General features: G+C 26.5%; 23 protein-coding genes. 5 read left to right on the top strand and 18 right to left on the bottom strand.

The window, feature by feature from the left end:
• Positions 1-28: 28 nt before the first annotated feature.
• Genes J2Z71_RS05580 through J2Z71_RS05565 form a run of 4 tightly spaced genes read left to right on the top strand, consistent with a single transcriptional unit; the run spans position 29 to position 4,445 of the window.
• Positions 29-745: a GNAT family N-acetyltransferase gene (locus tag J2Z71_RS05580; protein ID WP_210060870.1), complete on the top strand. Its 717-nt coding sequence runs from the start codon at positions 29-31 to the stop codon at positions 743-745.
• Between the two features lie 3 nt (positions 746-748).
• Positions 749-979: a phosphopantetheine-binding protein gene (locus J2Z71_RS05575; RefSeq protein WP_210060869.1), complete on the top strand. Its 231-nt coding sequence runs from the start codon at positions 749-751 to the stop codon at positions 977-979.
• Between the two features lie 2 nt (positions 980-981).
• Positions 982-2,601 carry an MBOAT family O-acyltransferase gene (locus J2Z71_RS05570; protein WP_210060868.1) on the top strand — a complete coding sequence of 540 codons (1,620 nt, stop codon included), beginning with the start codon at positions 982-984 and terminating at the stop codon, positions 2,599-2,601.
• 8 nt (positions 2,602-2,609) lie between these two features.
• The gene (locus tag J2Z71_RS05565; RefSeq protein WP_210060867.1) at positions 2,610-4,445 is read left to right on the top strand and encodes a polysaccharide deacetylase family protein; all 1,836 of its coding nucleotides are present in this window, start codon (positions 2,610-2,612) and stop codon (positions 4,443-4,445) included.
• 20 nt (positions 4,446-4,465) lie between these two features.
• Here the strand turns inward: J2Z71_RS05565 and J2Z71_RS05560 are convergent, their stop codons facing one another.
• The 7 genes from J2Z71_RS05560 to J2Z71_RS05530 all read right to left on the bottom strand — a co-directional run bounded on the left by J2Z71_RS05560 (position 4,466) and on the right by J2Z71_RS05530 (position 13,945).
• Positions 4,466-6,439: a vWA domain-containing protein gene (locus J2Z71_RS05560; protein ID WP_210060866.1), complete on the bottom strand. Its 1,974-nt coding sequence runs from the start codon at positions 6,437-6,439 to the stop codon at positions 4,466-4,468.
• Positions 6,418-7,599: a hypothetical protein gene (locus tag J2Z71_RS05555; protein ID WP_210060865.1), complete on the bottom strand. Its 1,182-nt coding sequence runs from the start codon at positions 7,597-7,599 to the stop codon at positions 6,418-6,420. The genes J2Z71_RS05560 and J2Z71_RS05555 overlap by 22 nt, the downstream gene beginning before the upstream one ends.
• A 1-nt stretch (position 7,600) precedes the next feature.
• Positions 7,601-9,703, bottom strand: coding sequence for a P-loop NTPase family protein (locus tag J2Z71_RS05550; RefSeq protein ID WP_210060864.1), 2,103 nt, complete (start codon positions 9,701-9,703; stop codon positions 7,601-7,603).
• Positions 9,704-9,833: 130 nt separating this feature from the next.
• The gene (locus J2Z71_RS05545; RefSeq protein ID WP_210060863.1) at positions 9,834-11,630 is read right to left on the bottom strand and encodes an oleate hydratase; all 1,797 of its coding nucleotides are present in this window, start codon (positions 11,628-11,630) and stop codon (positions 9,834-9,836) included.
• 288 nt (positions 11,631-11,918) lie between these two features.
• Complete coding sequence (locus tag J2Z71_RS05540) at positions 11,919-12,488, bottom strand: pentapeptide repeat-containing protein (RefSeq protein WP_210060862.1); 570 nt, start codon at positions 12,486-12,488, stop codon at positions 11,919-11,921.
• A 9-nt stretch (positions 12,489-12,497) separates the two neighbouring features.
• Entirely contained in the window at positions 12,498-13,250 is a 753-nt protein-coding gene (locus tag J2Z71_RS05535) for a methyltransferase domain-containing protein (protein WP_210060861.1), read from the bottom strand.
• Between the two features lie 8 nt (positions 13,251-13,258).
• Positions 13,259-13,945, bottom strand: a complete 687-nt coding sequence (locus tag J2Z71_RS05530; RefSeq protein ID WP_210060860.1) for an HNH endonuclease — start codon at positions 13,943-13,945, stop codon at positions 13,259-13,261.
• 315 nt (positions 13,946-14,260) lie between these two features.
• On the opposite strand from J2Z71_RS05530, the gene J2Z71_RS05525 reads away from it, so the two are divergent.
• Positions 14,261-15,163 carry a DUF975 family protein gene (locus J2Z71_RS05525; RefSeq protein ID WP_210060859.1) on the top strand — a complete coding sequence of 301 codons (903 nt, stop codon included), beginning with the start codon at positions 14,261-14,263 and terminating at the stop codon, positions 15,161-15,163.
• Between the two features lie 29 nt (positions 15,164-15,192).
• Here J2Z71_RS05525 and J2Z71_RS05520 read toward each other — a convergent pair whose 3' ends face one another.
• The 11 genes from J2Z71_RS05520 to gyrB form a co-directional block, all read right to left on the bottom strand.
• Entirely contained in the window at positions 15,193-15,960 is a 768-nt protein-coding gene (locus tag J2Z71_RS05520; RefSeq protein ID WP_210060858.1) for a SigB/SigF/SigG family RNA polymerase sigma factor, read from the bottom strand.
• A 35-nt stretch (positions 15,961-15,995) separates the two neighbouring features.
• Positions 15,996-17,357: an MATE family efflux transporter gene (locus J2Z71_RS05515; protein ID WP_210060857.1), complete on the bottom strand. Its 1,362-nt coding sequence runs from the start codon at positions 17,355-17,357 to the stop codon at positions 15,996-15,998.
• A gap of 15 nt (positions 17,358-17,372) precedes the next feature.
• Positions 17,373-17,819, bottom strand: a complete 447-nt coding sequence (locus tag J2Z71_RS05510; protein WP_210060856.1) for a MarR family winged helix-turn-helix transcriptional regulator — start codon at positions 17,817-17,819, stop codon at positions 17,373-17,375.
• Between the two features lie 249 nt (positions 17,820-18,068).
• The gene (locus J2Z71_RS05505; protein ID WP_210060855.1) at positions 18,069-19,349 is read right to left on the bottom strand and encodes an S-layer homology domain-containing protein; all 1,281 of its coding nucleotides are present in this window, start codon (positions 19,347-19,349) and stop codon (positions 18,069-18,071) included.
• A gap of 63 nt (positions 19,350-19,412) precedes the next feature.
• On the bottom strand, positions 19,413-19,811 hold the full coding sequence (locus tag J2Z71_RS05500; protein WP_210060854.1) for a hypothetical protein: 399 nt from the start codon (positions 19,809-19,811) through the stop codon (positions 19,413-19,415).
• Positions 19,812-19,986: 175 nt separating this feature from the next.
• Positions 19,987-20,622: a transporter associated domain-containing protein gene (locus J2Z71_RS05495; RefSeq protein WP_210060853.1), complete on the bottom strand. Its 636-nt coding sequence runs from the start codon at positions 20,620-20,622 to the stop codon at positions 19,987-19,989.
• A 1-nt stretch (position 20,623) separates the two neighbouring features.
• Positions 20,624-21,412 (bottom strand): SigB/SigF/SigG family RNA polymerase sigma factor, encoded by a 789-nt coding sequence (locus J2Z71_RS05490; protein ID WP_210060852.1) that lies wholly within the window; start codon positions 21,410-21,412, stop codon positions 20,624-20,626.
• Positions 21,413-21,420: 8 nt separating this feature from the next.
• On the bottom strand, positions 21,421-21,771 hold the full coding sequence (locus J2Z71_RS05485; RefSeq protein ID WP_210060851.1) for an ATP-binding protein: 351 nt from the start codon (positions 21,769-21,771) through the stop codon (positions 21,421-21,423).
• On the bottom strand, positions 21,771-22,085 hold the full coding sequence (locus tag J2Z71_RS05480) for an STAS domain-containing protein (protein ID WP_210060850.1): 315 nt from the start codon (positions 22,083-22,085) through the stop codon (positions 21,771-21,773). Before J2Z71_RS05480 ends, J2Z71_RS05485 begins: the two co-directional genes overlap by 1 nt.
• A gap of 14 nt (positions 22,086-22,099) precedes the next feature.
• Entirely contained in the window at positions 22,100-24,529 is a 2,430-nt protein-coding gene (gene gyrA, locus J2Z71_RS05475; RefSeq protein ID WP_210060849.1) for a DNA gyrase subunit A, read from the bottom strand.
• 9 nt (positions 24,530-24,538) lie between these two features.
• Positions 24,539-26,458, bottom strand: coding sequence for a DNA topoisomerase (ATP-hydrolyzing) subunit B (gyrB, locus tag J2Z71_RS05470; protein WP_210060848.1), 1,920 nt, complete (start codon positions 26,456-26,458; stop codon positions 24,539-24,541).
• Position 26,459: the final 1 nt, after the last annotated feature.

Below are 26,459 nucleotides of genomic sequence, written 5' to 3'. Positions count from 1 at the left end.
TAATATTTATTTTAATAAAAAACATTTTATGAACTTTTTACAAAATCCAAGTTCACTAGAAAAATATATTTTAGAACAAAATCTCTATTATATAAGTGATAAGGACAATCTTATTATATTAGTAGATAGAGATACTCACTATTTGGGATATTATTATTTAATTAAAGAAGATAATAATTTTAACTTCTCAATAGACAAAAATATAGTCTTTGAATATTCTTATAATACTTTAAGATATGACTCTTCTATAGAAGATATTTTAAATAAAATGAATTTTAAAGAATTAAATAATAGAACGAGTCTTAGTTTAGATCTTAATAATATAGATAGAAATTTTGATTTTGAAAAAATAGATAATTCTTTTTTAGATGAAATATATAATTGTATTTTAGAAAATTTCAATCCCTACTATGGCTGTATTAAAAGAAAAGATGAGCTTTTAAAATCTATTGAAAATAATGAAATTTTTCCCCATATAGATTATAATGAACTAGTTGGATTTATTGAATTTAGCAAGAAAAGAAATATTTTTACAATTGATCATTTCTGTGTTTTTAACAAATATAAAAATATGGGATATGGAAGTAAAATTTTATCTTCCTTTATAGAATATAGCAGTTGTGAAAATATTAAAAAAATTGATCTTTTCGTACTAGATAATAATATAAGTGCAATAAATGTATATAAAAAGATGAATTTTAAAGAAACTAAAATTAAATCTAAAATTTTTATGAAAGAGGTTTAAATAATGAAAGAAAAATTAATTGAAATATTAAATGAAGTTAGACCAGATATTGACTATAGTGACGATATGAAACTAGTTGATGATGGTATATTAGATTCTTTTGACATAGTAAATTTAATTCTTGAAATTGAAGAAGAATTAGATGTTAAAATTGGTGTTGAAGATATTCTTCCTGAAAATTTCAACAATTTAGATGATCTTGAATTACTAATTGAAGAATTAGATAAGGAATAAAAATGTCCTTATTGTCAGCTGAATTTTTGGTTTTTATAAGCTTACTTGCATTTTTCTACTATGGTCCTCTTAGAAGACTTCAGTGGCAATTATTACTTATTGCAAGTTATGCCTTTTATTTTATATCAGGGCCAATTTCTATTATATATTTATTAATAACTACATTAACTACTTATTTTGCAGCTAATAAAATTGATAAATTAAATAGAGAGTTTAAAGCTTTTAAAAAAGAAAATAAGGAAATACTTCCAAGAACTCAGATAAAAAAGAAAAAAGAGCAAGTTGATAATATTAAAAAAAAGCATCTTTTATTTGCAATTTTAATTAATTTTGGAATGCTTGCTATTTTTAAATACAGTGCTTATATTTACTCTATTATAAATTCAATACTTTTAAAATTTAACATAGATGGAAATCTTACAAATATTATTATTCCAAATAGTCTAAGTAATATAATACTTCCACTTGGAATTTCTTTTTATATATTTCAATCTATTGGATATGTTATTGATATTTATAGAGGTAAGTATAATTCACAGAGAAATATCTTTAAATATGCCCTTTTTGTGTCCTATTTTCCACAAATGATACAAGGACCTATTGGAAGATATTATAAATTATCAGAACAACTTTATAAAAAACATAGTATTAATTATGACGAAATAAAATATGGACTTCAACTTGTAATCTGGGGTTATTTCAAAAAAATATTAATTTCAGATAAAATTGGAGTCATTGTAAATACAGTATTTAAAGATTATACTTCCTATCCTGGAGCAATTGTATTTTTATCTATACTTTGTTATGGAATACAAATTTATACAGATTTTTCTGGTGGAATTGATATAGTTCGTGGTATATCTCAAATATTTGGTATAAAAATGAGTATTAACTTTAAGCAACCTTTCTTTGCAACATCTATTTCAGATTTCTGGAGAAGATGGCATATTACACTGGGAACTTGGCTTAAGGATTATTTATTTTATCCACTAAATTTATCAAAACCCCTTGTTAAATTAAATAAAAAGGGCAGGAAAATTTTTGGTCCAGAAAAGGGTAAATTCCTATCACTTTGCATATCAACTTATTTAATTTATTTTATAGTTGGTATATGGCATGGTGCTGGTTTTAAATATATTGCCTTTGGTCTGTGGAATGGTACTATAATCTCACTATCACTACTTTTAGAAAGTAATTATACTAAAATAAAATCAATACTTAGAATAGATGATGAAAAGCTATATTATAGACTTTTTATGATTATTCGTACTAATATTTTAGTTTGTATTGGTAGATTTTTTACAAGAGCATCAGGATTTAAGGTTGCAATTTCAATGATAAAACATACATTTTTAAATTTTAATCTTAAATCTGTAAATATAGATTTATTTAGAACTTTTGAAATTTCACAACTAAATTGGATTATAATGCTTGTGTCTATATTTATTCTTTTCTATGTAGATTTTCAAACAGAAAGAGGAATAAATTTAATGAAGCGCTTTGAAAAGAGAAATGGCTTTATTCAATTTATTTATATTCTACTAGCTGTTTTATTTATAGTTTACTTTGTAATATATTCTAAGGGATATGTATCTACAGAGTTTATTTACAAGCAATATTGAGGTGAAAAATGAATTCTAAAAAATTTGTAAAACTTTTTATTAGGGTTTTTATCTCAATACTATTATTAATAGTTTTATTAAATATAATAGTATCGCCCTTTGGGCTTTTTAAGGATCAGTTTTTAAATTGGCATTCTTACAATATGACTCAAAATCCTAGAATCGCAAAGATAGAATACCTAGATAAAAATCATGAAAAATTCGACTCCTATGTAGTTGGGGCAAGTGGATCTTCTGCCTTTTTAAGCAAATATTTAGATAAATATACTGGTGATAAATTTTATAATTTATTTTATTATGGAGCAGATATGCTTGATTCAGTAGATACTGTAAAATATATTGTAAAAAATTATGAAGTTAAAAATATTTTCTTACCACTTACAATTACACATGGACTTTACTATAATGTTGGAAATGAAAGATTAAATGACAAAATGCATTATAAAGTAGAAAACTCAAGCCCAGTAGAATTTTATTCTAAATATTTATTGGCAAATCCAAACTATTCAATAGATAAGATAAAATCAATTAAAAAAGATTCCTATCTTCAAGAAAGTTTTGATGTATTTAATGCAGAAAATGGTTCCTATGACAAGTCTTTAAGAGATGTTGAGCCAATTCACTCAAAAGACGAATATCTTTCAAAGGAAGAATATAATGTCTTTAATTATGATTTTTCAGAAGATAAGCATTTAGATTATATTGAAGATGTAAAAAAATCTCTAATTGAAATTAAAGAAATTTGTGAAAAAGAAAATATAAATTTAGAAGTTGTAATGTGTCCTTTATATAATCGTGACTACAAATTTTATAATAAAAATGAAGTAGAAAAGTTTTATAAAGAAATTTCTCAAGTAGTTTCCTTTTGGGACTTTACAAATTCTTCTATAAGTTATGAGCCTAGATATTTTTATGATAGAACTCACTGGCGAAATTCTGTTGGAACTATGATGCTTGCAAAAGTTTATGATGATAAAAATATTTATATGCCAGAGGACTTTGGATATTATGTTACAAAGGACAACTACAAGGAAGCTTCTAAGAGATTTTTTGCAGATACAGAAATAAATAATAATGTCTATTCAGAAAAAGTTCCGATTTTAATGTATCATGATATTAGAAAGTCTGGTGACAATGCAGATATTATCTCTTATGAAAACTTTGAAAGACAAATTCGTTTTCTAAAGGAAGAGGGATATAATACTGTTGATTTTAATGATTTATACAATTATGTAAATAAGGGAGTAGAACTTCCTAATAAGCCAATTTTAATAACTTTTGATGATGGATATAAGAGTAATTATAACCTTGCCTATCCACTTCTAAAAGAACTTAATTATAAGGCTACAATTTATCCAATAGGTTTTTCCATTGGAAAGGACAAATACAAGGATACTAATGAAAAAATCATTCCTCACTTTTCTATAGATGAAGCTCGTGAAATGTATGAATCTGGTCTAATAGATTTTGGATCTCATAGTTTTGATATGCATCAAGCTGAGAAGTTTGAAAAAAATAAAGCTCGTACAAATGCTATGAAATTTGAAGATGAATCAGAAAAAGAATTTATTGAAATTCTTGAAAAAGACATTGCATCCGAAAATAAATTAATAAATAAAATTAAAGATAAAGATGTTGATTCTTTTGCATATCCTGGAGGATATTATTCAGATTTAACAGCAGTTATCTTATCTGAAAATAATATAAAATCAACTGTTACAACTATTGAGGGACAAAACTATATAATAAAGGGACTTCCTCAAAGTTTATATGGACTAAAGAGATTTTTTATTACAGATCAAACAACAAATGAAGATTTATTAAATTATCTAAATTCAAAATAAACCACCTTTTCAGGTGGTTTTTATTTTGTAAAAATATTTTCTAAATTATTTCCTATAGAATTTAAAAGTTCTTGAGGAAGTTTTTCAACATCTTCTCCTATTATAATTCCATGTTTTTCTTTAAAATTTTCATTCCATACATAATTAAATAATTCTTCGTTTTTATCGCTATTTTTTCCTATTTGAAAGGCAAAAACTTTAACATTTTTTTCCATTAAATCTTCTACTGCATTTTTTGCAAGTCCTGGAAAAGACGAAGCTCCATCGGTTATTTCAAAGAGTATTTTTATATCTTGTCCTCTTTTAAGCCTACTTTCTTCATAGGATGTAATATTATCTGCTATTTCTCTTAGACAACTTGCATCATCTGTTGCCCCATAATATCCATCAATTTTTGTAATAGATTTTATAATATCACTTTTTTCACGATTTTTATTATTTTTATATTGGAATTTTTTAAGATTATTATATTTACTTCCAAAAAACCAAGTTTCACTTAAAACTTCAACTTTTTGATTTAATTTTTCTGTGTTTTTTTCTAAGTAGTCATTAAAATCTTCTAAGGACAAAAGAGTAACTGCAACTGCTTTTCTTGCTGCTTCTATTTTTGACTCATTCATAGATCCTGAATTGTCTATTAAAAATGAAATTTCTATTTTCTCTGGCAAAACTTTTGCTTTAGGCTCTAATAAGTATCTACTAAATATAGGTAAATCTTTGTAATTCCCCTTTTTTTCTGCCTCTACAAAGTCTGGATAATGCTTTATTAAACTGTCCACATGAAGCTTTCCTTTTTGCTCTTCTGTCTTTTTTACATTTTCTTCTTTTTTTGCATTTCCAACAAGTTTTCTCCAAAACAACTTCATTTCATCTCTTTGCTTTTTCATTTTTATAGCATAATAATTGAAAAGTTCCTCTTCACTATTACTTACTCCATAATCTTTTAAATCAACTTTTCCCTGAACTATATCTTCTGATGCAATATCTAAACTTTCTTTTTCCTCTAGCATTTCCTTTAATATATCATCTACTTCTTCTTTAGTAGATTCAAAGGAATCTGGCATATCATCATCTTTACTTGCTTCTAGAGGACTTTTCTCACCTTTGGATTTTTCCATACTTTTAGATTTTGATTCTACAAATTCCATATTGTCTATTTCATCAATAAATAATTTTTCAAATACTGGATATACAAAGGACTTTACAAATTCATCTCTTTTTAAAATACCTTCACCTTTATTTATTTCTAAAATCAAATTTCTTCTTACAAAATAAAATAAATCTTCATTAAAAATTTTTATATTAAAGGGATTTTCCTCAAGATTAAAATTTGGAATTTCTTTATATAATTCAATTAATAAAAAACTATTTGAAAAAGCTCTATGTCTTTGCATATTTTCTATGGAATTTAAAGTTTTTTTATTCTCCTTCATATATTCTAAAATATACTTATTATTTTCCTCATATTCATACATTGGATTTAACTGCAATACTCTAAGAAAAGCTGTATATTTATCTATTAAATATAAAAAATCCAAGATTTCTTTTTTTACATAATTTTTAATAATCTTACTTTTATATGCAGGATCATCTTGCAGATTTAAGGTCTTTATTTTAGAAAGAATATATAAACTTATCTTTTCTATTTCTTCCTTCCAAAGCTCATCTCTATATAAGTATTTTTCTGGGTTCTTTTTCCAGTCTGGATATAGCGCAAGTTCATAATAAATATGCCACAGAATTTCAACATTATTTAAGTCCCTATCTAAAAAACTTGTCAAAGGAATATTTAATACTCCCTTTTTTGGATTTAATATAAATTTATCTATATTGGAATTTGGCATATATATTAAATTTGAATCCTTAGTAAAAGTAACGAGAGATCTCTTTTCTTTTTTTAAAAATTCTTCAAAGTTTTTCTTTGACTCTTCAATTAGAATTTTCTCATCAAATTGTGACATTTTAACACCTCTTATATTAAATCCACTTTCCATAAATCTTCTGCTGTAGTTACTCTATTTATTTTAATCAAATCAAATTTTAAATCTAAATTCATTGCCAAATATTCCTTATTATTTTTTGCAATAATATTAGTATAAAATAAATCTTTCTTATAATTTTTATTTAAATGCCATTTTCCTAAATTTTCTTCTATTGTATATAAAACTCCGTCCTCACTTAAGATAATGGCTGTTCCTCTATTTGAATCTACATCAAATAAATTCCCCTTTAAATTATCAAAACTTTTTAAAATATTAATTTTTTCATCTATTTCTAAAATTTTTAAATTCCCTTTATCTCCCAATATAAGAACTTTATTTTTTATTAGAGATTCATCTTCTAAAACTTTTATTTTTCTAATATTAAAATCAAATTCTAATTTTTCTAATATATAAAATTTATTTTCGCTAAATTTAATACTATATAATTTTCCATCTTTTGTTCCTACTAAAATGTGATTTTCTTTAACTTTTTCAAAGGTAGTCCAATTTTCTATATCTATATAAATATCTTTAAAATAATTTATTTCACTATTTAATTTAAATAGATTGATTCTAGACTCACTACTTTCAGTTAAAAATATATCTTTTCCAAGAGAAATACTTCTTCCCATAAAATTATCTACAAAATTATTTTTAATTTCAATTATCTCTAAATCATTTTTTATATTTGGAAGTTTTTCTAAGTTTTTAATTAGGATTTTATAAGTTTTACCCTTTAAGGATATAATAAATATTTCATTATTATTTATCTTATAAAAATATGCTATATTATCTTTAATTTCTTCTAGTGGAAGACTTATCTCTATTTCTAAATTTTTATTTATATAAATAAAATAAACTTCTTTTTTACTACTAGATATAATATATAAATTATCATTAATCTTTAAATATTTTTCTAAAAATCCCTTTATATAGATACTTCCAATTTCTTTAAGTTTAATTATTTCTATTTTGTCTTTATTTATATCCTTAGTATTTTCTCTATAATAGGGAATTAAATCTTTTAAGAGTTTTTCTTCTAATTTTTTAATTTCTTCTAATTTTTCTTCAAAATCTTCTTCTAATATACCTGTTTTTTTAATTTCATTTAAATTTTCTCGTAGATTTTTTACATTTTTCTTAAAATCTTTTTTATCTAATGATAAATCCATTTTAATTTTCTCCAAAATCTTCTAAATATTCTAATAAATCTATGGAATGCTCTAAATGTGACAATTTTTCGTCAAGTTCCTGATATTTATCAATATTTATTTTTAAGTTTTCCTCTATATTATCCTTTAAAATTTGTTTTAATTCTTCTGAAATTTCTGTATTTTTAGGTTCATTTCCAAAAAGTAATTTTATTAAATCAAAATAACTAAAAGTTTCAATATTTTTTCTTATATATTTATAGGGATATTCTCTTATTTCTTCATATGTTGTCGTAGAGTCTCCCTCTGATTTTGTCACAATATTCCATCCATCACTTTTTTTGAAAAATCCAAATCTAACACTTTGTGACAATATATAATTTTGATCATCAGCATAGGTTATAGTGCTTATGAAAGAGTCCCATAGCGCCTTTGAAAGATCTTTTTCTTCTCCTAAATTCCAGTTGTCTAAGACATTTAAAATATTACGAATTGAAAGCACTGCTTCTCTAAGTTCTAAGTCTTCAACTTGGCTATTTTCATCAAGTCCACTTTCTTTTAATTTCCCCATAAATACATCTTGTGTAACTTTACAAAGTTTTGCAAATCTAAATAGTTCTTCTAATGTATCTATTCCACCTGGCAAATGAATATTTCCATATTTATCTGTAAGTCTTGAGATTATTATTCTAAATAGTTCGTTTTCTTCTGGATTTTCCTGTTCACTTAATGCACCTATTAAGTTTTGATTTACATAATTGTATTCAATAGTCATAAATCTAGACTTAAAGGCAGGATTTAGCTCATTTGTACCTTCATAATTTACTCTTTGTGTAGATAGATTTCCTGTTCCTATTAGACCAAATCCCTCTTTAATTAGCACTGGTCCTACACCTGTAATATATGCTCTTGATCCTGCTTTTCTTTGTAATATATCATTTAGAGCAATTAAGTTTTGCATTGCAATTGTATTTAATTCATCTATTATTACAGTTCTACCTTCTGTTACAGCTATTAAAATTTCTTTTTCAACTTTTTTAATTTCTGTACCAAAGGCAGAATTTTTAGCTACTAAAAGATCTGAAAAACTCTTCCATATTTGAATCTTTAAGTTTAATTGCTCTTCTTCTGTCATTTTCTCAAGCTTTTCTTTATGCTCATTCATCCATATATAAAAATCATCTATTATAAGATCTAAATAGTCTGAAAAAGAACCCTTTGAAAAACTATGTCCCAATGTAAGTGTTTTTTCTATAAACATATCTTCATAGGTAATATTGTGAGATCCTGATATAAAAAGAGGTTGAAGTTTTTCTATTTCTTCACCACTACCCTCTTCTAAAATATTTTTGTAGTGATTTTTTCTTTGTGCATTTAATTCTCTAAATTTTTCAATTGCCATTTTTTCATCTGCATTTTGATTTTCTAAAAACCACTCTTCCATTTGAATTTCTAGTTCACTTTGAATTTTATTTTGAACAGTAAAAGAAATAGCAGCTTCTGTTGCAAGTTGAGTCTTACCACTTCCAAGATGACCTACTATATATACAGGCACTCCTTGATTTAATGACTCTGCCACTTTTTTCTTAGCATTTAAAACATACTCCACATCTACAAGTTTATGCTTTTGTTGTTTTTCTATATCATCTAATAATTGTCTTTTATAGTAAAATTGCCATGCTTCTTCAGAATTTTTTAGAACATTATCTAATTCTTCTTCTAATTTTTCAATATAATCTACATGGTATCTTGTAGAGGAGGTACTTCCATATCCATTATAATTATTACTTTTATAATTTACTTTTCTTTCCCATTTTAGAAAGAATTTTTCATATTCTATTAGATTTTCCAAGTTTAATATTTGTTCTTCTTTAGTTTTTAATTCTTTATTTACATATTCTTTGTATTTTTTATAGTAAGTGTTCTCTTTAAAATCATTTTTTATTAAATTTTCTTCAATATTTGATTTTCTAAACTTATTAAAAAAAGCACCTTTACCATTTTGAGCATTTATATTTTCTAAATTATTTTTTTCAATTGCATCTATTCTCAAATCAATTTTATATTTTTCTTTCATTTCTTCAATGGTTGGTATATTAGTCCTATTTTGACTATTGTCTTTCATGAAATTCCCCCTTTTAGTACTTTTTAATATACTACCCTTATTATTATAATTTAGTATGTATAATAGAAAATCCCGACTTTAAAAATCGGGATTTTATTAATTTAATTTATAATTAATTTTATTTATATTTTTAAATTATATTATATTCTTTTAATAATAATTCTACTTCAGTACCAGCAAGTTGTTTCATAATCTTACGTCTAACAGGTGGTGGTAAATCTAGGTCTGGTTTTTCACCATCAAGTAAACTTGATCCTGCATTTAGTAAATATCTAACATCATATCTAGATGCATATACTTCAGGAACTCCCTTTTCTACTCCAGTTAGTACATAAACTGCTTCCATTGCTGTTCTTCCAGAATACTCAGTAGTAAAGATTGTATCTCTATTTGGATCATCTAGAGTTTCTGCATATTGTCCTAAGAATGCAAAGTTCATAGCATTTTTTGGTACAACATAAGGTCTATCTCCAAAACTTCTTGGCATAAATTGAGAAGTTATAAATGGCATCATAACTGGTACAGCTGAACAAGTTTCTGCAAGTTTTTCAATTTCACCTTCAGGAACTCCTATATGATATAGCCATTCTTTTGTGATTTCTTTACCTGTACAATCTCTCATAGGTTTTTTAATATAATCTCCAGGTGTATCACTAAATAGTCCATAAACCCATACAACAACATCTTTTTCAGGTTGTTCCATATATTGGCCTTGTCTATTTATAGTCCAGCTCATTAACCATGAAGAGTCAACAGCAGTTACTATACCACCTGTTACAGTTCTTCCACCATAAGGTGTACGTTTTGTAATTTTTTCTATATATTTAGGTACACTTTCATCATGACAAGTTACTGTACATGATTCCCAATTTGATTTTTCTACATCTGAACAGAATACTTCAGGATGTCCAAATTCATCACATTGTGCAGCAATATTTTTCCATAATTCCCAGCTTCCTGTTGCTTCTTTATTAAATGGTGCTGGAGTATCATCATCTCCATAGCCTGAGTTTTCAGTCATTGAACCATTTGTAATAAATACTAAATCATTTTCTGTAAGATCTATTGAAATATCTTTTCCCTTTGTATCTACAGCTTCAATTTTTGTAGCAACTTTTTTATTATCAGAAATTGAGAATTGAACATTTTCAACAGTTACACCATATTCAAATTTTGCACCATGATCTTTTAAATATTTAATCATTGGTAGAACAAATGATGTATATTGATCATATCTTGAGAATTGTAGTGCTGATAAATCAGGAAGTCCTCCAACATGATGGATAAAACGATTCATATAAAGTTTCATCTCAAGAGCACTATGCCAGTTTTCAAAAGCAAACATTGTTCTCCAGAAAGTCCAGAAATCTGTATTTAAAAGTTCTTCTGAGAAAATATCTTCTATTGCTTTATCTTGTAATTCCACATCAGGAATATTAACAAAAGCAGCAAGTTCTTTTGCTAAATCTTGTCCCAAGTTGAATTTACCATTATCATGTCTTTCACCTTGATTTTTAGTTATACGGCAGTTACTATAGTTTGGATCGTCAAGATTAGTATAGAAATAATAATCAAGAATTGACATATTTTCTGGATCTTCAGCTGATGGAATACCACTAAATAAATCCCATAAAACTTCAAAATGATGTCCCATTTCACGGCCACCACGAGCTATATATCCAAGATTCTTCTTATAAATACCATCAAGAGATCCTCCTGGAATATCTAATTGTTCTAAAAATGTAATTTTACTTCCATCCATATGTGCGTCTTTAATTAAAAAGCAACCAGCTGCAAGTCCAGCAATACCAGTACCTATAATAGTAGCTGTCTTGTCTTCTATTCCCTTTGGCTTTCTTGATTTAACTAGAGAATGATAGTTACCATTAGTTAAAGTAAGTCTGTCATCATGTGTTTTTAATTTCATATTTATCCTTCTTTCTTATAATCCCATAATAAAAACGAGTTACACTTACTTATTAAATTTTGCTGTAAAAGACTTTTTTCTAAGTAATAATTCCATTCCAGAAAAACTGTCCCATAGTCATTATTTACCCAATAATTCCTTTTCTAACTAAAAAAAGTAGAAAAACTTAAAATCTTTCTACTTTTTTATTTTTATTCCATTTTTTTAATTTCTAATAATAATCTATTTAAACATTGACCTTTAGCCATTTTAACTGTTTATTAATAGTACAATTTATATGAAATAATTTTATTCAATTTTTATATTAAAATCTCTTAATAAATTTATAACTTCTGGAAATGTAAATTTTGCATCTTTTATTTTACAATTTTTCGTATTTATATAATAATTTTTTGCTTCTTTAAAATTTGCTTTAATTAAATTTGAATTTTCAAAGGAAGATAATTTAAAAGTACAATAGGAAAAATCAGAAGAAACTAATTCACAATTTCTAAATTCACTTTCTATTATTTCACATTGACTAATCTCAATATTATTTAAATCTAAATTCATAAAATAATTATACTTTAATATAGAATTTCTAATATAAATTATACTTGGAAATAAAATATTCCTGCTTCTTAAATATTCCCAGCTTATTCCTATTAAATTACAATTTTCAAATCTTGCATTTATTAAATCACAAAAATTAAATTTTAAAGTATTAAAAGTACAATTTATAAATTCACAATTTATGAACTTAGAATCAACTATCTTAGAAAAAGAAAGTTCACAATTAATAAATATACAACTATTAAATATTAATTTTTCCAAAGTCTTTTCTCTTAATACAATATCTTTAAATTCCCTACTTTCCAATATCCACCTCTATTTTTCTGCTTCAATTGTAATTATTTCTGAATTTTTATTAGGTTTTTTTAAATAAATATAATCTGATGACATAGTTATATTTTTAAACCCAATAGCTTCAAGTATCATTTTAAACTCCTCTATTCCATACCATCTCATTGAAAAATACTCCAGTTCCGAGCTTAAATACTTGCCATCTTTATATTTAGTATAATTATTAATTGAAGTAGAATATTGATTTATATAATCTATATCTATTATTTCAGTATTTAGAAGAATAGTTTCTCCATTTTCAGTTTCAAATATTCTTGTATTTCTATCACCTATTTTTATTTCTTTATTAAATGTAATATCTATTATTAATTTTCCACTATCTTCTAAGTGATTATAAAAATTCTCTAAAGCCCTAATAGAATCCTCTCTTTTATATAGTAGAAGAAAAGTACCAGTAGGAACAATAATTCCAGTAAATTTCTTATTTACTTTAAAAGACTCCATTTTATCTATAAATAAATTTGTAGATACATTATTTATCTCACAATTACTCTTACATACTTTAAGCATTTCATTAGAACTATCAAATCCTGAAATATTAATCCCCTCTTTAAGAAGTGGTATTAGTATTCTTCCCGTTCCAACTCCAGGTTCTAAAATCTCACCATCTAAATCTTTAACTCTACTATAATAGTACTCCACATCTCCAAAAGAAGATCCAATATTTTTATCAATATCATATACCTCTGATGATAATTTTCCATAGCTCTTTAACATAAACACCTCTAAATTTTATTTTCTTTTACAATATTTTTTAATTCTTTTATACCAATATTAAACATCTGTCTATGTAGCATATTGTGACAATTTGAACAAACTAATACAATCTCTTCATTATAATTACTAGAATTTTCATCTCCATAATAAGAAATAGGCTTAGTATTGTGAAACTCTATAAAATTACGACCTATTTTTCCATAGGTTTTTTCAAAATTAAATCCACAAATCTCACAACTTAAATTATTATTTTTTATTGCCTCTTCTTTTTTTCTTTCTATTAGTTTATTATTTTTTTCCTTTATTCTATGCATCTTATAAAGAGTCTTACCTTCTATAAATACTGCATCAAAACTTTCTTCTCTTCTTATTTTATTTAAATCCTTTTGAGATTTTTTAATTGCATTTGAAATTTTACTTAAATAATCTTTTTTATCATTAAAAAAATCCCAAATATTTTTATCTAGAATATTAGAATCATTAATATTATTATCTAAATTTTGAAAATTTAATAATTTTAACTTCACACTATCTACATCTCTAAAATCTTTTAAATCAGTCTTTGGAAAATTTAATTCATTTAAAATCTCCACTAATTTTATAATTTCATCTTTGTCCTTATAATCCCTATTTAAATATAGATCTAAACATAAGATATCCTCTTCTATTTCCCAGTTTATATCATTAAATTCCATAATGCACCTCTTCTCTAATCCTTGAAATTATCTTATTACTATAGTATCATACTAAAAATATTTTTACTTATTTATAAATTAAATCTCTATTATTTGTTTTACCCTAATTCTTCAGGGTAAATAAAAAACAAGAAAATTGTTTAAATTAAATACAAATGGAGATGATTATATGTTATCAATTAGCCTTATGTTTTTTAAAAAAATATTTAATTTGTTTATTTAATATTTACAATTAATATATTCTACTTAAAAGGGACAATGAAATTTGTCCTTTTTTATTTATATTAGGGTATTTATATAAAAAGGAGGGATAATATGTGGAATAGATCAGAACTTAAATTTAAGGCAAAAGTATTTTTAAAAGAAAATCTTGGAATAGCTATTTTAGTTTGTTTATTTTTTGCCTTTGTATCTGGATTTCTTGGAAATCAATCCTACTTAGAATCAGCAAGTGACACTGCTCAAATTAAATACAATGAAGCAGTTGAAAGTGGAGATTTTAATGAATATGATGAATTTTTAAATGATACTAATTTTGAAGGACAAGATGGTAAAATGCCCTACTATTTCTATCTTTATAAATCAGATATAAATATTCAAGATCAAAGTGCCTTTACAGAAAAATTCTTTAATCTTCCAACTGTTGACAATGATTTATACAACTTCCTACTTGGTGGAGGATATAAAGTTTACATTGCACCATCAACTGTTTTTATTATAGTAATTTTAACTACACTTGCAAAAATATTTATATTAAATCCACTAACTATTGGATATAGAAGATTTTTTATAAATGGAGCTGATAATACTAATTCCGAAAATAAATTTAGTACATTATTTACTCCCTTTAAAGATGGGACTTGGAGTAGTCTTGGAATTAAGCTATTAGTAAAAAATATTTATCTAATGCTTTGGACATTACTATTTATAATTCCAGGAATTTATAAATCATATCAATACTATTATGTAGATTATATATTAGCTGAAAATTCAGAATTATCCATTGGAGAAGCTATTAATATAAGTAAAATTATGACTCATGAAGATAAATTTAATATATTTATATTAAACTTATCCTTTATAGGATGGGAATTATTATCTGGAATTTTACTTGGACTTGGATTTATTATTTTAAATCCTTACAAAGAATCAACTTATGCTAATCTATATTTAGAAGTAAAAGAAAATCAAAAAAATATATTTGAAAATTTAGTATAAATAAAAAAGATAGGCTTAGCCTATCTTTTTTATATTTTTATAACATTTTCCATTTCTCTTTTTAATCTCTTAAGCGCTTTTTTTTCTATTCTAGAAACAGTCATTTGAGAAATTTCAAGTTTTTCTCCAACTTCTCTTTGAGTTTTTTTATTAAAATATCTATCTATTAATACTGTTTTTTCAACTTCATTTAAAACTTCCATTGATTTTTCAATAAAATCATTTATTTCAATTTGGTCATAATATCTTTCATCTTGACCAATAAAATCTGCAAGATTAGTCTCATTGTCTCCATCATTTGTATAAGATATATCTAATGACTGTGGTAAATACACCTTGCTCGCTTCCATAGATTCAAGCACTTCTTCTTCTGTAACACCTAAATAATTTGCAATATCTGCAACTGTTGGTGTTTCCTGGTTTAATTTTGTAAGATCAGTTCTTGCTATTGTTATCTTTTTAGAAAGTTCTTGTATTCTTCTAGGTACTCTAATAGTCCAACCTTTATCTCTAAAATACTTTTTTATTTCGCCTATTATTGTTGGTGTAGCAAAGGAAGAAAATTCATATCCCTTTTCAATATCATATCTATCCACCGCATATATTAATGCCATAGATGCAACTTGAAAGATATCCTCATATTCTATACCCTTACCTGAATATTTTTTAGATAGGATTTCTGCTAGGTAGAGATGTTCTTCTATTAATTGTGCTCTTAGATTTTCATCCTTTGTCTTAGAGTATTCTCGAAACATTTCTCTTCTTTTTTCCTTAATGTCTTCAATATTTTTACTCATCACTACCTCCTTCTTTATTATTTCCTATAACTATATTATACTGTTTCTTCTATATTTTCCAATGTTTGTTTGAAAAACTTATAAAATAATATAGAAGTTACCGTTACAGCTATGATATCTGCTATTGGTTCAGCTAAAAATACAGCAAAAACTTTTCTTTCAAAAAATCTTGGAAGTATAATTACTAAAGGCATCAATAAAAATACTTTCCTTAAAAAAGCCAAAAAAACAGAAGATCTTGCATTTCCAAGAGCAATAAAAGTTTGTTGACAGGCAACTTGTATTCCCATTAAAAAAGAAACAGACATATAAACCCTAAGTCCCTTAGATGCCTCTCTGATTATATCTTGATTTTTTGTAAAAATACTTGCAAAAGTACCTGGAAAAATCATTATAAATAAATAAAATATTAAACTATAAGTAATCGCTGAAAATAACAAATACTTAAAAGTATCCTTAACCCTAGATTTGTTTTTTGCACCATAATTATAACTAATTATAGGTTGAGAACCTTGAGTTAGTCCAGACAATGGCAAAAATAAAAATTGCATTGCAGTAGTAGTAATAGTCATTGCACCAACAGCCACATCTCCGCCATATCTTTGAAGTTTTGCATTAAATAATATTATAATAAAGCTCTCTGTAAATTGCATTACAAAAGGAGAAAGTCCCAGTAATAAAACAGGTCCCATTACTTTACTATTAAAACCTAGATTTTTCTTTTTAATCTTTAAATTTGTTTTCTTTCCAGTTAAAAAATATAAAACCCATATTGCAGAAACACCTTGAGAAATAATAGTTGCAAAAGCAGCACCACGAACACCCATATCAAAACCAAATATAAATATAGGATCAAGAACAATATTTATTACAGCACCTATTGAAACAGTAATCATACTAGTCTTTGCAAAACCCTGCGCACTAATAAAAGGATTCATACCAAGAGTCATTTGAACAAATATTATTCCAAAAGTATAAATATTCATATACTCTAAAGCATACTCAATTGTATTTTCACTAGCACCAAATAACATTAATAACTTTTCATTAAATATTAAAAAGAATATACTAAGCAATATTGAAATTCCAATTAAAGTAGTAAGACAATTTCCAATTATCTTCTCGGCAGCATCATTGTCCTTTTTGCCCATAGCAATTGACGCCCTTGGCGCACCACCCATTCCAACTAAAACAGCAAAAGCAGATATAATCAAAAGAATAGGAGCCGTAACACCAACACCAGTAAGGGCAAGACCTCCAATATCCTTAATATGTCCAATATAAATTCTATCTACAATATTATATAATAAACTTACCATTTGCCCTATTATTGCAGGAAGAGCCAAAGAAAATAATAAACCCTTAATATTTTCAGTACCTAACTTATTTTTTTCCATACACTATCCTTCCCACTATAAATCTATATCTTTCATATTTTCTAACATTCTATTATTAATATTTGAAAAAAATTGCAACTCTTCCATAGTCATATCCCTTAACAATTTCTTTAAAAAAATTCTATTCTCAACCTTAACAGCATCTATAAGATCTAATTCCTTAGTATTTATCCTTAAAAAAACAGATCTCTTATCAAGAGGATTATCTACAATATAAATAATCTTCCTTCTTCTTAAAGAAGAAACAGCCTTAGAAACAAGGCCCTTTGAAATCCCCCTCACCTCAACAATATCCTTAGCCGTAATATCACTTTCTATATTATTTATTAAAAAAGTGACAACATCTATCTCTGCTGGAGCCAAATTAAAATCACAAAGTTTCTTTTCCATATAATCTTTATACTTTTTTATAACTTGAAAATAAATATAAAAAATATTATTTTCATTTTTATAAGAACCCATTTAAAACCTCCTAATATAGTTTATTTTTGAACTATATTACATAGTATAAATATAACTAGTTCAAAAGTCAACTAATATAAACACTTAATAATTTTTAATAACTATTATTTCCAATAAAAAAACACCTAAATTAATAGGTGTTTTTCTAAATACTTATTTAATTATATCAGTCCACTTCTCTGAACCATCTTCTAATCTTTCTTTTTCATAATTATGAGTATTTGCTGCTTCTACTATATCTTCATAGTATCAAGCATTTTTTTCTAGGTCATTAAAGTGTTTTATATTTTCTAGAATATTTTCATTTTTTACTTTTCTATTTTGCATTCTATTTACAAGTGTTACAAATTCTGCTCTTGTAATAAAGTTGTCTGCTTTTATACTTCCGTCTTCATATCCCTTGATCCAACCTTTTTCTATTGCTGTTATTAGTTCTTTTTTTGCCCAGTGGTTTTTTATTTCTTCTGGTATATTTTTATTATTTGATTTTGCATTTTCTAGTCTTACAAGTATTGTAGCAGCTTCTGCTCTTGTTATTTTATTTACTGGTTTAAAATTACCATCTGGATATCCCTTGATTCCACCTTTATTTGAAAGATTTTCTATATTATTATATGACCATCTATTATTTTCTACATCTGGATAGTTAAATAATCTTTTTGTCATAGATTTATCTTCTGTTACTCTATCTAGTATTGCTGATGCTTCTTCTCTTGTTAAGTTTCCTTCTGGTCTTACTGTATTATCTAGATAGCCATTTATATATTCCTTGTGAAGTAGTGAACTTTGTATTTGTGGTTTTATTACTTCTTCTGGTTTTTCATTTGGTTTACTTGGCTTATGAGGTTTATGGTTTCCTCCACCACTTCCACCACTATCTGGTTTTTCTGGTTCAGTAATTTCTACCTCTTTCCATTTTGCATAAAGGATTATATTTTCTTCTACTGGACTTTCAAAGTTAAATTCTTCGCTAAAGTCTTCGTCTATATACCAACTGATAAATTTATGATTTTCTTTTGTTGGATCTGTTGGTTTAGTAGCTGTTTCGCCTTTAACTATTTCTTGAGATTCTACTTCACTTCCACCATTTGTATCAAAAGTTACTTTAAACTTACCTACAACTACTACATTTACATTTGTTTCTTTATCTCCTAGTTTAAGCTTAACATTATAGGATCCAGCATTTTCAGTTAGATTATTTTTATTAATTTCACCCGAATATATGAATTCAACTTTTTCACTTACATCTTCTCCATTTAAAGTTGCTATACTAATTAAATCTTTTTCATTAAAGTCATCATTTACATTTAATTCTAAATTTTTTGCAATTAATTTATATATATCTCTTTTTGTATTTCCCTTCATGTTTAAATTTATTAAAAATTCAGATGCATAAAGTTCTATATTTTTATTGCTTAAATCAAGATAAATTCTATACTTTGAAGTAGAATCTCTGTAATATTCATCTGAAGGTTTATTTACATAAAAAGGAGCAAGTATTTCAGTTTTACCTATATTATTTTTATTCATATCATATTTAGCTTTTAATTGAATTTTAAATACAGATACATCTTTAAAAACTTTATTTAAATTTTAATCATACTTTATTTCTTCATAATTAAATTTTTTTATATTTTCTATATCTTTTTCTAAACTTTCATCTTTACTAATAAAATATTTAATATCAAAATTATTTTTTAGTTCATTTAATATTGGATTTGCATTAAAAAAATATAAATCAAATTGATTATTATCTATATTTTCTCTAGGATAAACAAAATAATAATCAATAGTATCCCCTTTCTTAAATGTATGTTTATTATTTACAATATTAAATGCTATTTGTATTCCTAATACATTTTTCGCCTCTACACTTACATTTTGAACATCTACTTTTTTTGCTAAAGTAGGCGTTATAATAATATTTCCAAGCAATATTGTAACAACAGATACTATTATTAATATTTTGTTTAAGTATTTTTTTATAAACATTATATTTTCCTCCTTATAAATTTTATTATTATCTTTTATGTTTTATTTCTCTATTAATAGTAATTAAGTACATTTTTATTTAGTATCATTCTAACACATACTATATTTTATTGCAATAAATCATTAAATCGATATTTTTATAAAAAAAAGACATACCTTTAGGTATGTCCTTATTTTATACATGATGTATTGATATTGTATCTATTACTCCATTTGAGACTTTTTGTAGTTCATAGATATATATTCCATCGTCTACTAGTCCTCCAAGTTCTAATTCTTGGCTTTTTTCTTCAAATAGTTTTGATACTAGTCCTCCAAGTGTTTCAAATCCTCTTGTGTCTATGTTGAAATTATATTGTTTGTTTATTTCACTTATTGGCATTGATGCTGAGAATACTTTTATTCCTCCATCAAAGATTACATCGCTTGTTGCTGATCCTTGTACTAGGTATTTTCTAACTATGAAAAGTATTGCTATTGCAATTACTCCTATTAAAAGATCTGGCATATTTTCTGATACTATTAGCATTTTTCTTGCTATTACTAGCATTATTAAATGCGTTATTGTTGTGTCTGTATGTGCTACCATTAAAAGTACAAATTCCATTGCTATTACAAGTAGTAGTACATGAGATAAGAATTGTTTAAATAATTCTAAGCTCAGTGTTACGTCTGATTTTAGTATAACTACATAGTATTTAAATATGTCAGGAATAGAGAAGACTATTCCAAGTAGTAATAGCAGGGATATTAAAACTTCAAATAATAATACAACTTTATTTAGTTTTAGTAAAAAGTTTCTTTTATCCATATTACACTTCCATTGATTTTTCTATTTCTTTTCTCATTTTTTCCAGTACTTTTTTTTCTATTCTTGATACTGTCATTTGAGAGATGTCTAGTTTTTTTGCTATTGCTATTTGTGTCTTTTTGTTAAAGTATCTGTCGATTAATATTGTTCTTTCGACTTCGTTTAGTCCTTTCATGGACTTTTCTAAGAAATCATTCACTTCGATTTTATCAAAATATTTTTCGTCTTCTCCTATTAGGTCTGTTAGGTTTATTTCTTTGTCATCTCCTCCTGAGTCATAGCTTATGTCTAAGGATTGTGGTGTATAAACTTTACTTGCCTCTATTGTTTCTAGTATTTCTTCTGGAGTTGTGTTTAAATATTCTGCTAAGTCTTCTGCTGTTGGTGTTTTTTGATCCCTTTGAGCTAAATAGGATTTTGCGTTGTTTATTTTCTTAGAAAGTTCTTGTATTCTTCTTGGTACTCTAATTGTCCAACCTTTATCTCTAAAGTGTTTTTTTATTTCTCCAATTATTGTAGGTGTTGCAAATGAGGAAAATTCATAACCCTTACTTAAGTCATATCTATCTATTGCAAAGATTAGTCCCATTGATGCTACTTGATATATGTCTTCGTAATCTATTCCTCTTCCTGCGTATTTTTTTGACAGTATTTCTGCAATATATAAATGTTCTTCTATTAGAATTTCTCTTACTTCTTCGTCTTTTTCTTCTTCATAAACTTTAAATAGTTCTTTTCTTTCTTCTTTTGTAAGTTTTCTTCCCAGGTTATAATATTGCTCTTTATTCATAATCAACCCTACTTTAGATGTTTTTTTAAATACATTTTATCTTCTATCATTTTTGTTTCGTCTACTAAGCAATCAATAATTGTTGTAGAAAGATAAAGTTCCTCTCTTTCTTCTATTTCTTTTTGACATATATGTCCTATTAGTATAGTAAATTCTTCTTCACTTATTTCAAAGTCTATATCTATATAGTCATTGCATTGTAATTCTAGTGCTATGTTACATCCTTCTGTTACTGCAATTTTTAAGTCTTCCATAGTTTCTATGTCTATTCCATGTGATGATAGTATTCCTGAAACTAATAGTCTTAATGAACTAAGATATTGTGCTTTGTTAGGGATTTTAAGGCTAATTTTGTCCACTAGTCTTCACCCCTCATTTTAAATATTTGATCTAATTTTGTTATTGTAAATAGTTTTTTGATTGTTGGTTTCATATTTTGAATATATATTATATGTTCATCTTTTTTGATTTCATTTAATATATACATTAATGCTCCAAGTCCTGTTGAATCTACGTATTCTAGTCCTGTTCCATCTATTACGATGTCTTTTTTATCTTTGTTATAAATATCTAAAACTTCTTTTTTAAGTTCTGGTGTTGTAAAAACATCTAGTTCACCTTTAGGATATATTATAATTTCATCTTTGTTTTCATATTCAATTTGAAAAGCCATAATAATAACCCTCCTTAATCTCCAATATATTTAGCAACTGCAACTATATCTGAATCTTTTATATTCATAAGTTTTACTCCAGATGTTGATCTTCCCATTACTGAGATGCCTTCTGTTTGTATTCTTATTATTACTCCTTTTGATGTAATCATCATTACTTCGTCATTTTTGTCTATGACTTTTGCTGATATTACTTCGCCAGTTTTATCTTTTGTCTTGTAAGTTATTATTCCCTTACCTGCTCTTGTTTGTATTCTGTATTCAGATAGTAGTGTCATCTTTCCAAAACCTTTTTCTGATATTACAAGAAGGTATTTATCGTCATCTACTATATCAAAGGCTACTACTTCATCGTCTTTGTTTAAGTCTATTGATTTAACTCCCATTGAGTTTCTTCCTGTTTTTCTAACATCATTTTCAGAAAATCTAATACTCATTCCCTTTTTAGTTACAAGTATTACTTCTTCTTCACCTTTTGTAAGTCTTGTTGAGATTATACTGTCGTCTTCTTTTAGTGTTATTCCTATAATACCTGATTTTCTAATATTTTTAAACTCTTCAAAAGAAATTCTCTTAATTAGTCCTTTTCTTGTAGCCATCATTATATTTAGTGATGGATCATATTCACTTACTGGAATTATTGATTGAACTTTTTCATCTGCTTCAAGATTTAATATATTTATTATTGCAGTTCCCTTTGATTGTCTTGAGCTTTCTGGAATTTCATAGGCTTTTAGTCTATAAACTCGTCCCTTATTTGTAAAGAAGAGTATTGAGTCATGTGTTGATGTGATAAATAAGTCATTTACAAAGTCTTCTTCTCTTGTTGTAAGGGCTGATATTCCTCGTCCTCCACGTCTTTGTGGTTTGTAAGTTCCCTCTGGCATTCTCTTTATATAACCAAATTGTGTAAGTGTAATTACTACATCTTCTTCTTTGATTATGTCTGAAAGTTCTATTTCTCCATCTGATGGTCTTATTACTGTTCTTCTTAAGTCACCAAATTTTTCTTTTATTTCTATTAGCTCATCTTTAATTATGCCCATTAATATGTCATGATTCTCAAGTATTTTTGTAAGTTCTTCTATTGTTTCTAAAAGTTGTTTATATTCTTCGTCTAATTTTTCTCTTTCTAGACCTGTAAGTCTTTTTATTCTCATATCAAGAATTGCTTGTCCTTGAAGGTCTGATAGTCCAAATTCTTCTGTAAATATATTTTTTGCATCTTGATCTGTTTGAGATGCTCTTACTATTTCAATTATTCTGTCTATATTATCTAGGGCAATTTTTAGTCCTTCTACTATATGAGCACGTCTTTTTGCCTTATCTAAATCAAATTGAGTTCTTCTTGATACTACTTCTATTTGATGATCTACATAATAAGATATTAGTTCTTTTAAGTTTAGTACTTTTGGAACTCCTCCAACTAGTGCTAGATTTATTATTCCAAAAGTTGTTTGCATTTGTGTATTTTTATATAGTTTATTTAGTACTACATTTGGATTTGCATCTCTTTTTAAGTCTATTACTATTCTAATACCTTTTTTCATTGAAGATTCGTCACAAATTCCTGATATTCCGTCTATTTTTTTGTCTTTTACAAGTTCTACAATTTTCATTATTAGTGAAGATTTATTAACTTGATATGGTAATTCTGTAACTATTATTCTTCTTTTGTTTTTGTGTTCTTCTATTTCTGCTACTGCTCTAACTTTTACTTTTCCACGACCTGTAGTATAGGCATCTTTTATTCCTTGAAGTCCCATAATGTCAGCACCTGTTGGAAAATCAGGTCCTTTAATTACATTCATTAGTTCTTCTATTGTTATATCATTATCATCTATATATTTTATAGTACCATCTATTACTTCTCTTAGATTATGTGGTGCCATATTTGTTGCCATACCTACTGCTATACCTGATGATCCATTTACTAATAGATTTGGAAATCTTGATGGAAGTACTACTGGTTCTTTTGTAGTTTCATCATAGTTTGGTATAAAATCTACTGTTTCTTTATTTATATCACGAAGCATTTCTTGAGCAAGTCTTGTCATTCTAAGCTCTGTATAACGCATTGCTGCTGCTCCGTCACCATCTATTGTACCAAAGTTACCTTGGCCATCTACAAGTGTATATCTTGTGTTAAAATCTTGAGCAAGTCTTACTGCTGCTTCATAAATAGAGCTATCACCATGAGGGTGAAAACTACCCATTACATCACCAACAAGTTTTGCTGATTTTCTATATCCAGAATCAGGTGTAAGTCCTAATACATGCATTCCATATATAATTCTTCTATGAACTGGTTTTAGTCCATCTCTTACATCTGGAAGTGCTCTTGATACAATTACACTCATTGAATAATCAAGATAGGCTTTTCTCATTTTATCTTCAATACCTACATTGATTATTCCACTTTCATTTTTTATTAAATCGCTCATCCTGACCCCCTAAGCATCTATTTGTTCAACATAGATTGCATTATCTTGAATAAATTCACGTCTTGGCTCTACATCTGCACCCATTAACATACTAAATATTTCATCAGCTTCTATAGCATCTTCAATATTTACTCTTAATAGTATTCTATTGTCTGGATCCATTGTAGTATCCCAAAGTTGGTCAGCGTTCATTTCTCCAAGTCCCTTGTATCTTGCTATCTTATAATTTTTATCTCGTCCAAGCTCATCTAAGGCACTTTGAAGCTCTTCTTCAGAGTAACAATATCTAACTACCTTAGTTCCCTTTTTAATTCCAAATAGAGGTGGTTTTGCCACGTAAACATGACCTTGTTCTATAAGTGGGCGCATGTATCTAAAGAAGAATGTTAAAAGTAATGTCATAATATGAGCACCATCAACATCGGCATCAGTCATAATTACTATTTTTCCATATCTTAGATTTTCTATATTAAATTCAGATCCTATTCCTGTACCAAAAGCTGTAATCATAGCTTTGATTTCATCAGAGTTTAATATTTTATCAAGTCTTGCCTTTTCAACATTTAAAATCTTACCTCTAAGTGGAAGTATTGCTTGAAATTCTGAATCTCTACCAAGTTTTGCAGATCCACCAGCTGAATCCCCTTCGACTAAGAATATTTCAGTATGATCTGCTCCTACATCGTGACAATCTGCAAGTTTTCCAGGAAGTGTCATATTTTCAAGACCTGATTTTTTTCTAGTTAAATCCCTTGCTTTTCTAGCAGCTTCACGAGCACGTCTTGCTGCAAGAGCCTTGTCTAATACAAGTTTTGCAACTTTTGGATTTTCTTCTAAAAATATTGCAAGATCTTCTGAAACTATTGAATCAACTATACCACGTGTTTCAGAGTTACCAAGTTTTGCCTTAGTTTGTCCTTCAAACTGAGGTTGTGGAAGTTTTACAGAAATTACTCCAGTAAGTCCTTCACGAACATCATCACCTGATAAGTTTTCTTCTTTTTCTTTTATAATATTATATTTTCTACCATAGTCATTTATAGTTCTAGTTAAAGCTGATCTAAAACCTGATAAATGAGTTCCACCTTCTTCAGTGTGAATATTATTAGCAAAAGTTAATATATTTTCAGAATAAGAATCTGTATATTGAAGAGCAACTTCCACTTGTGTATCTTCTTTATTGTCTTCAATATAAATAACTTCACTGTGAATTGGGTTTTTCTTTTTATTTATAAATTCAACAAAGGATTTTATACCACCTTCATAGTGATAGATTTCTCCTTTATTACTTCTATGATCTTTAAATTCTATTTTTATACCTTTATTTAAAAAGGCCATTTCCCTAAATCTCTTTGAAAGAGTTTCATAATCAAATTCTACAGTATCAAAAATTTCTGCATCTGGAGTAAATGTTATTTTAGTTCCAGTATCACTTTCTGATGTATTTCCTATAATTTCAAGATTACTTTGTGCAATACCTCTTGAGAAAGTTTGTTCATAAATATGTCCATCTCTTTTTATAGTTGCAACAAGTTTAGTTGAAAGTGCATTTACTACTGAAACACCAACACCATGTAGTCCTCCAGAAACTTTATATGCTCCATTATCAAACTTACCACCAGCATGTAGAATTGTAAGAACAGTTTCTACTGTTGATTTACCAGTTTGAGGATGAACACCTGTAGGAATACCAGATCCATGATCTGAAACAGAAACTGAATTATCTTCATGTATTTCTATTAAGATATAGTCATTTCTTCCTGCAAGGGCCTCATCTATGGAGTTATCTACAACTTCATAAACAAGGTGATGAAGTCCTTTGGAACTAGTAGATCCAATATACATACCTGGTCTTTTTCTTACTGGTTCAAGACCTGTAAGTACCTGTATGTCAGAATCTTCATAATGTGTATTGTTATTTTCCGCCATG

Source organism: Peptoniphilus stercorisuis (assembly GCF_017874395.1).
GTDB classification, from domain to species: Bacteria; Bacillota; Clostridia; order Tissierellales; family Peptoniphilaceae; genus Anaerosphaera; species Anaerosphaera stercorisuis.
This window is presented reverse-complemented; position numbering and strand designations above follow the sequence as displayed.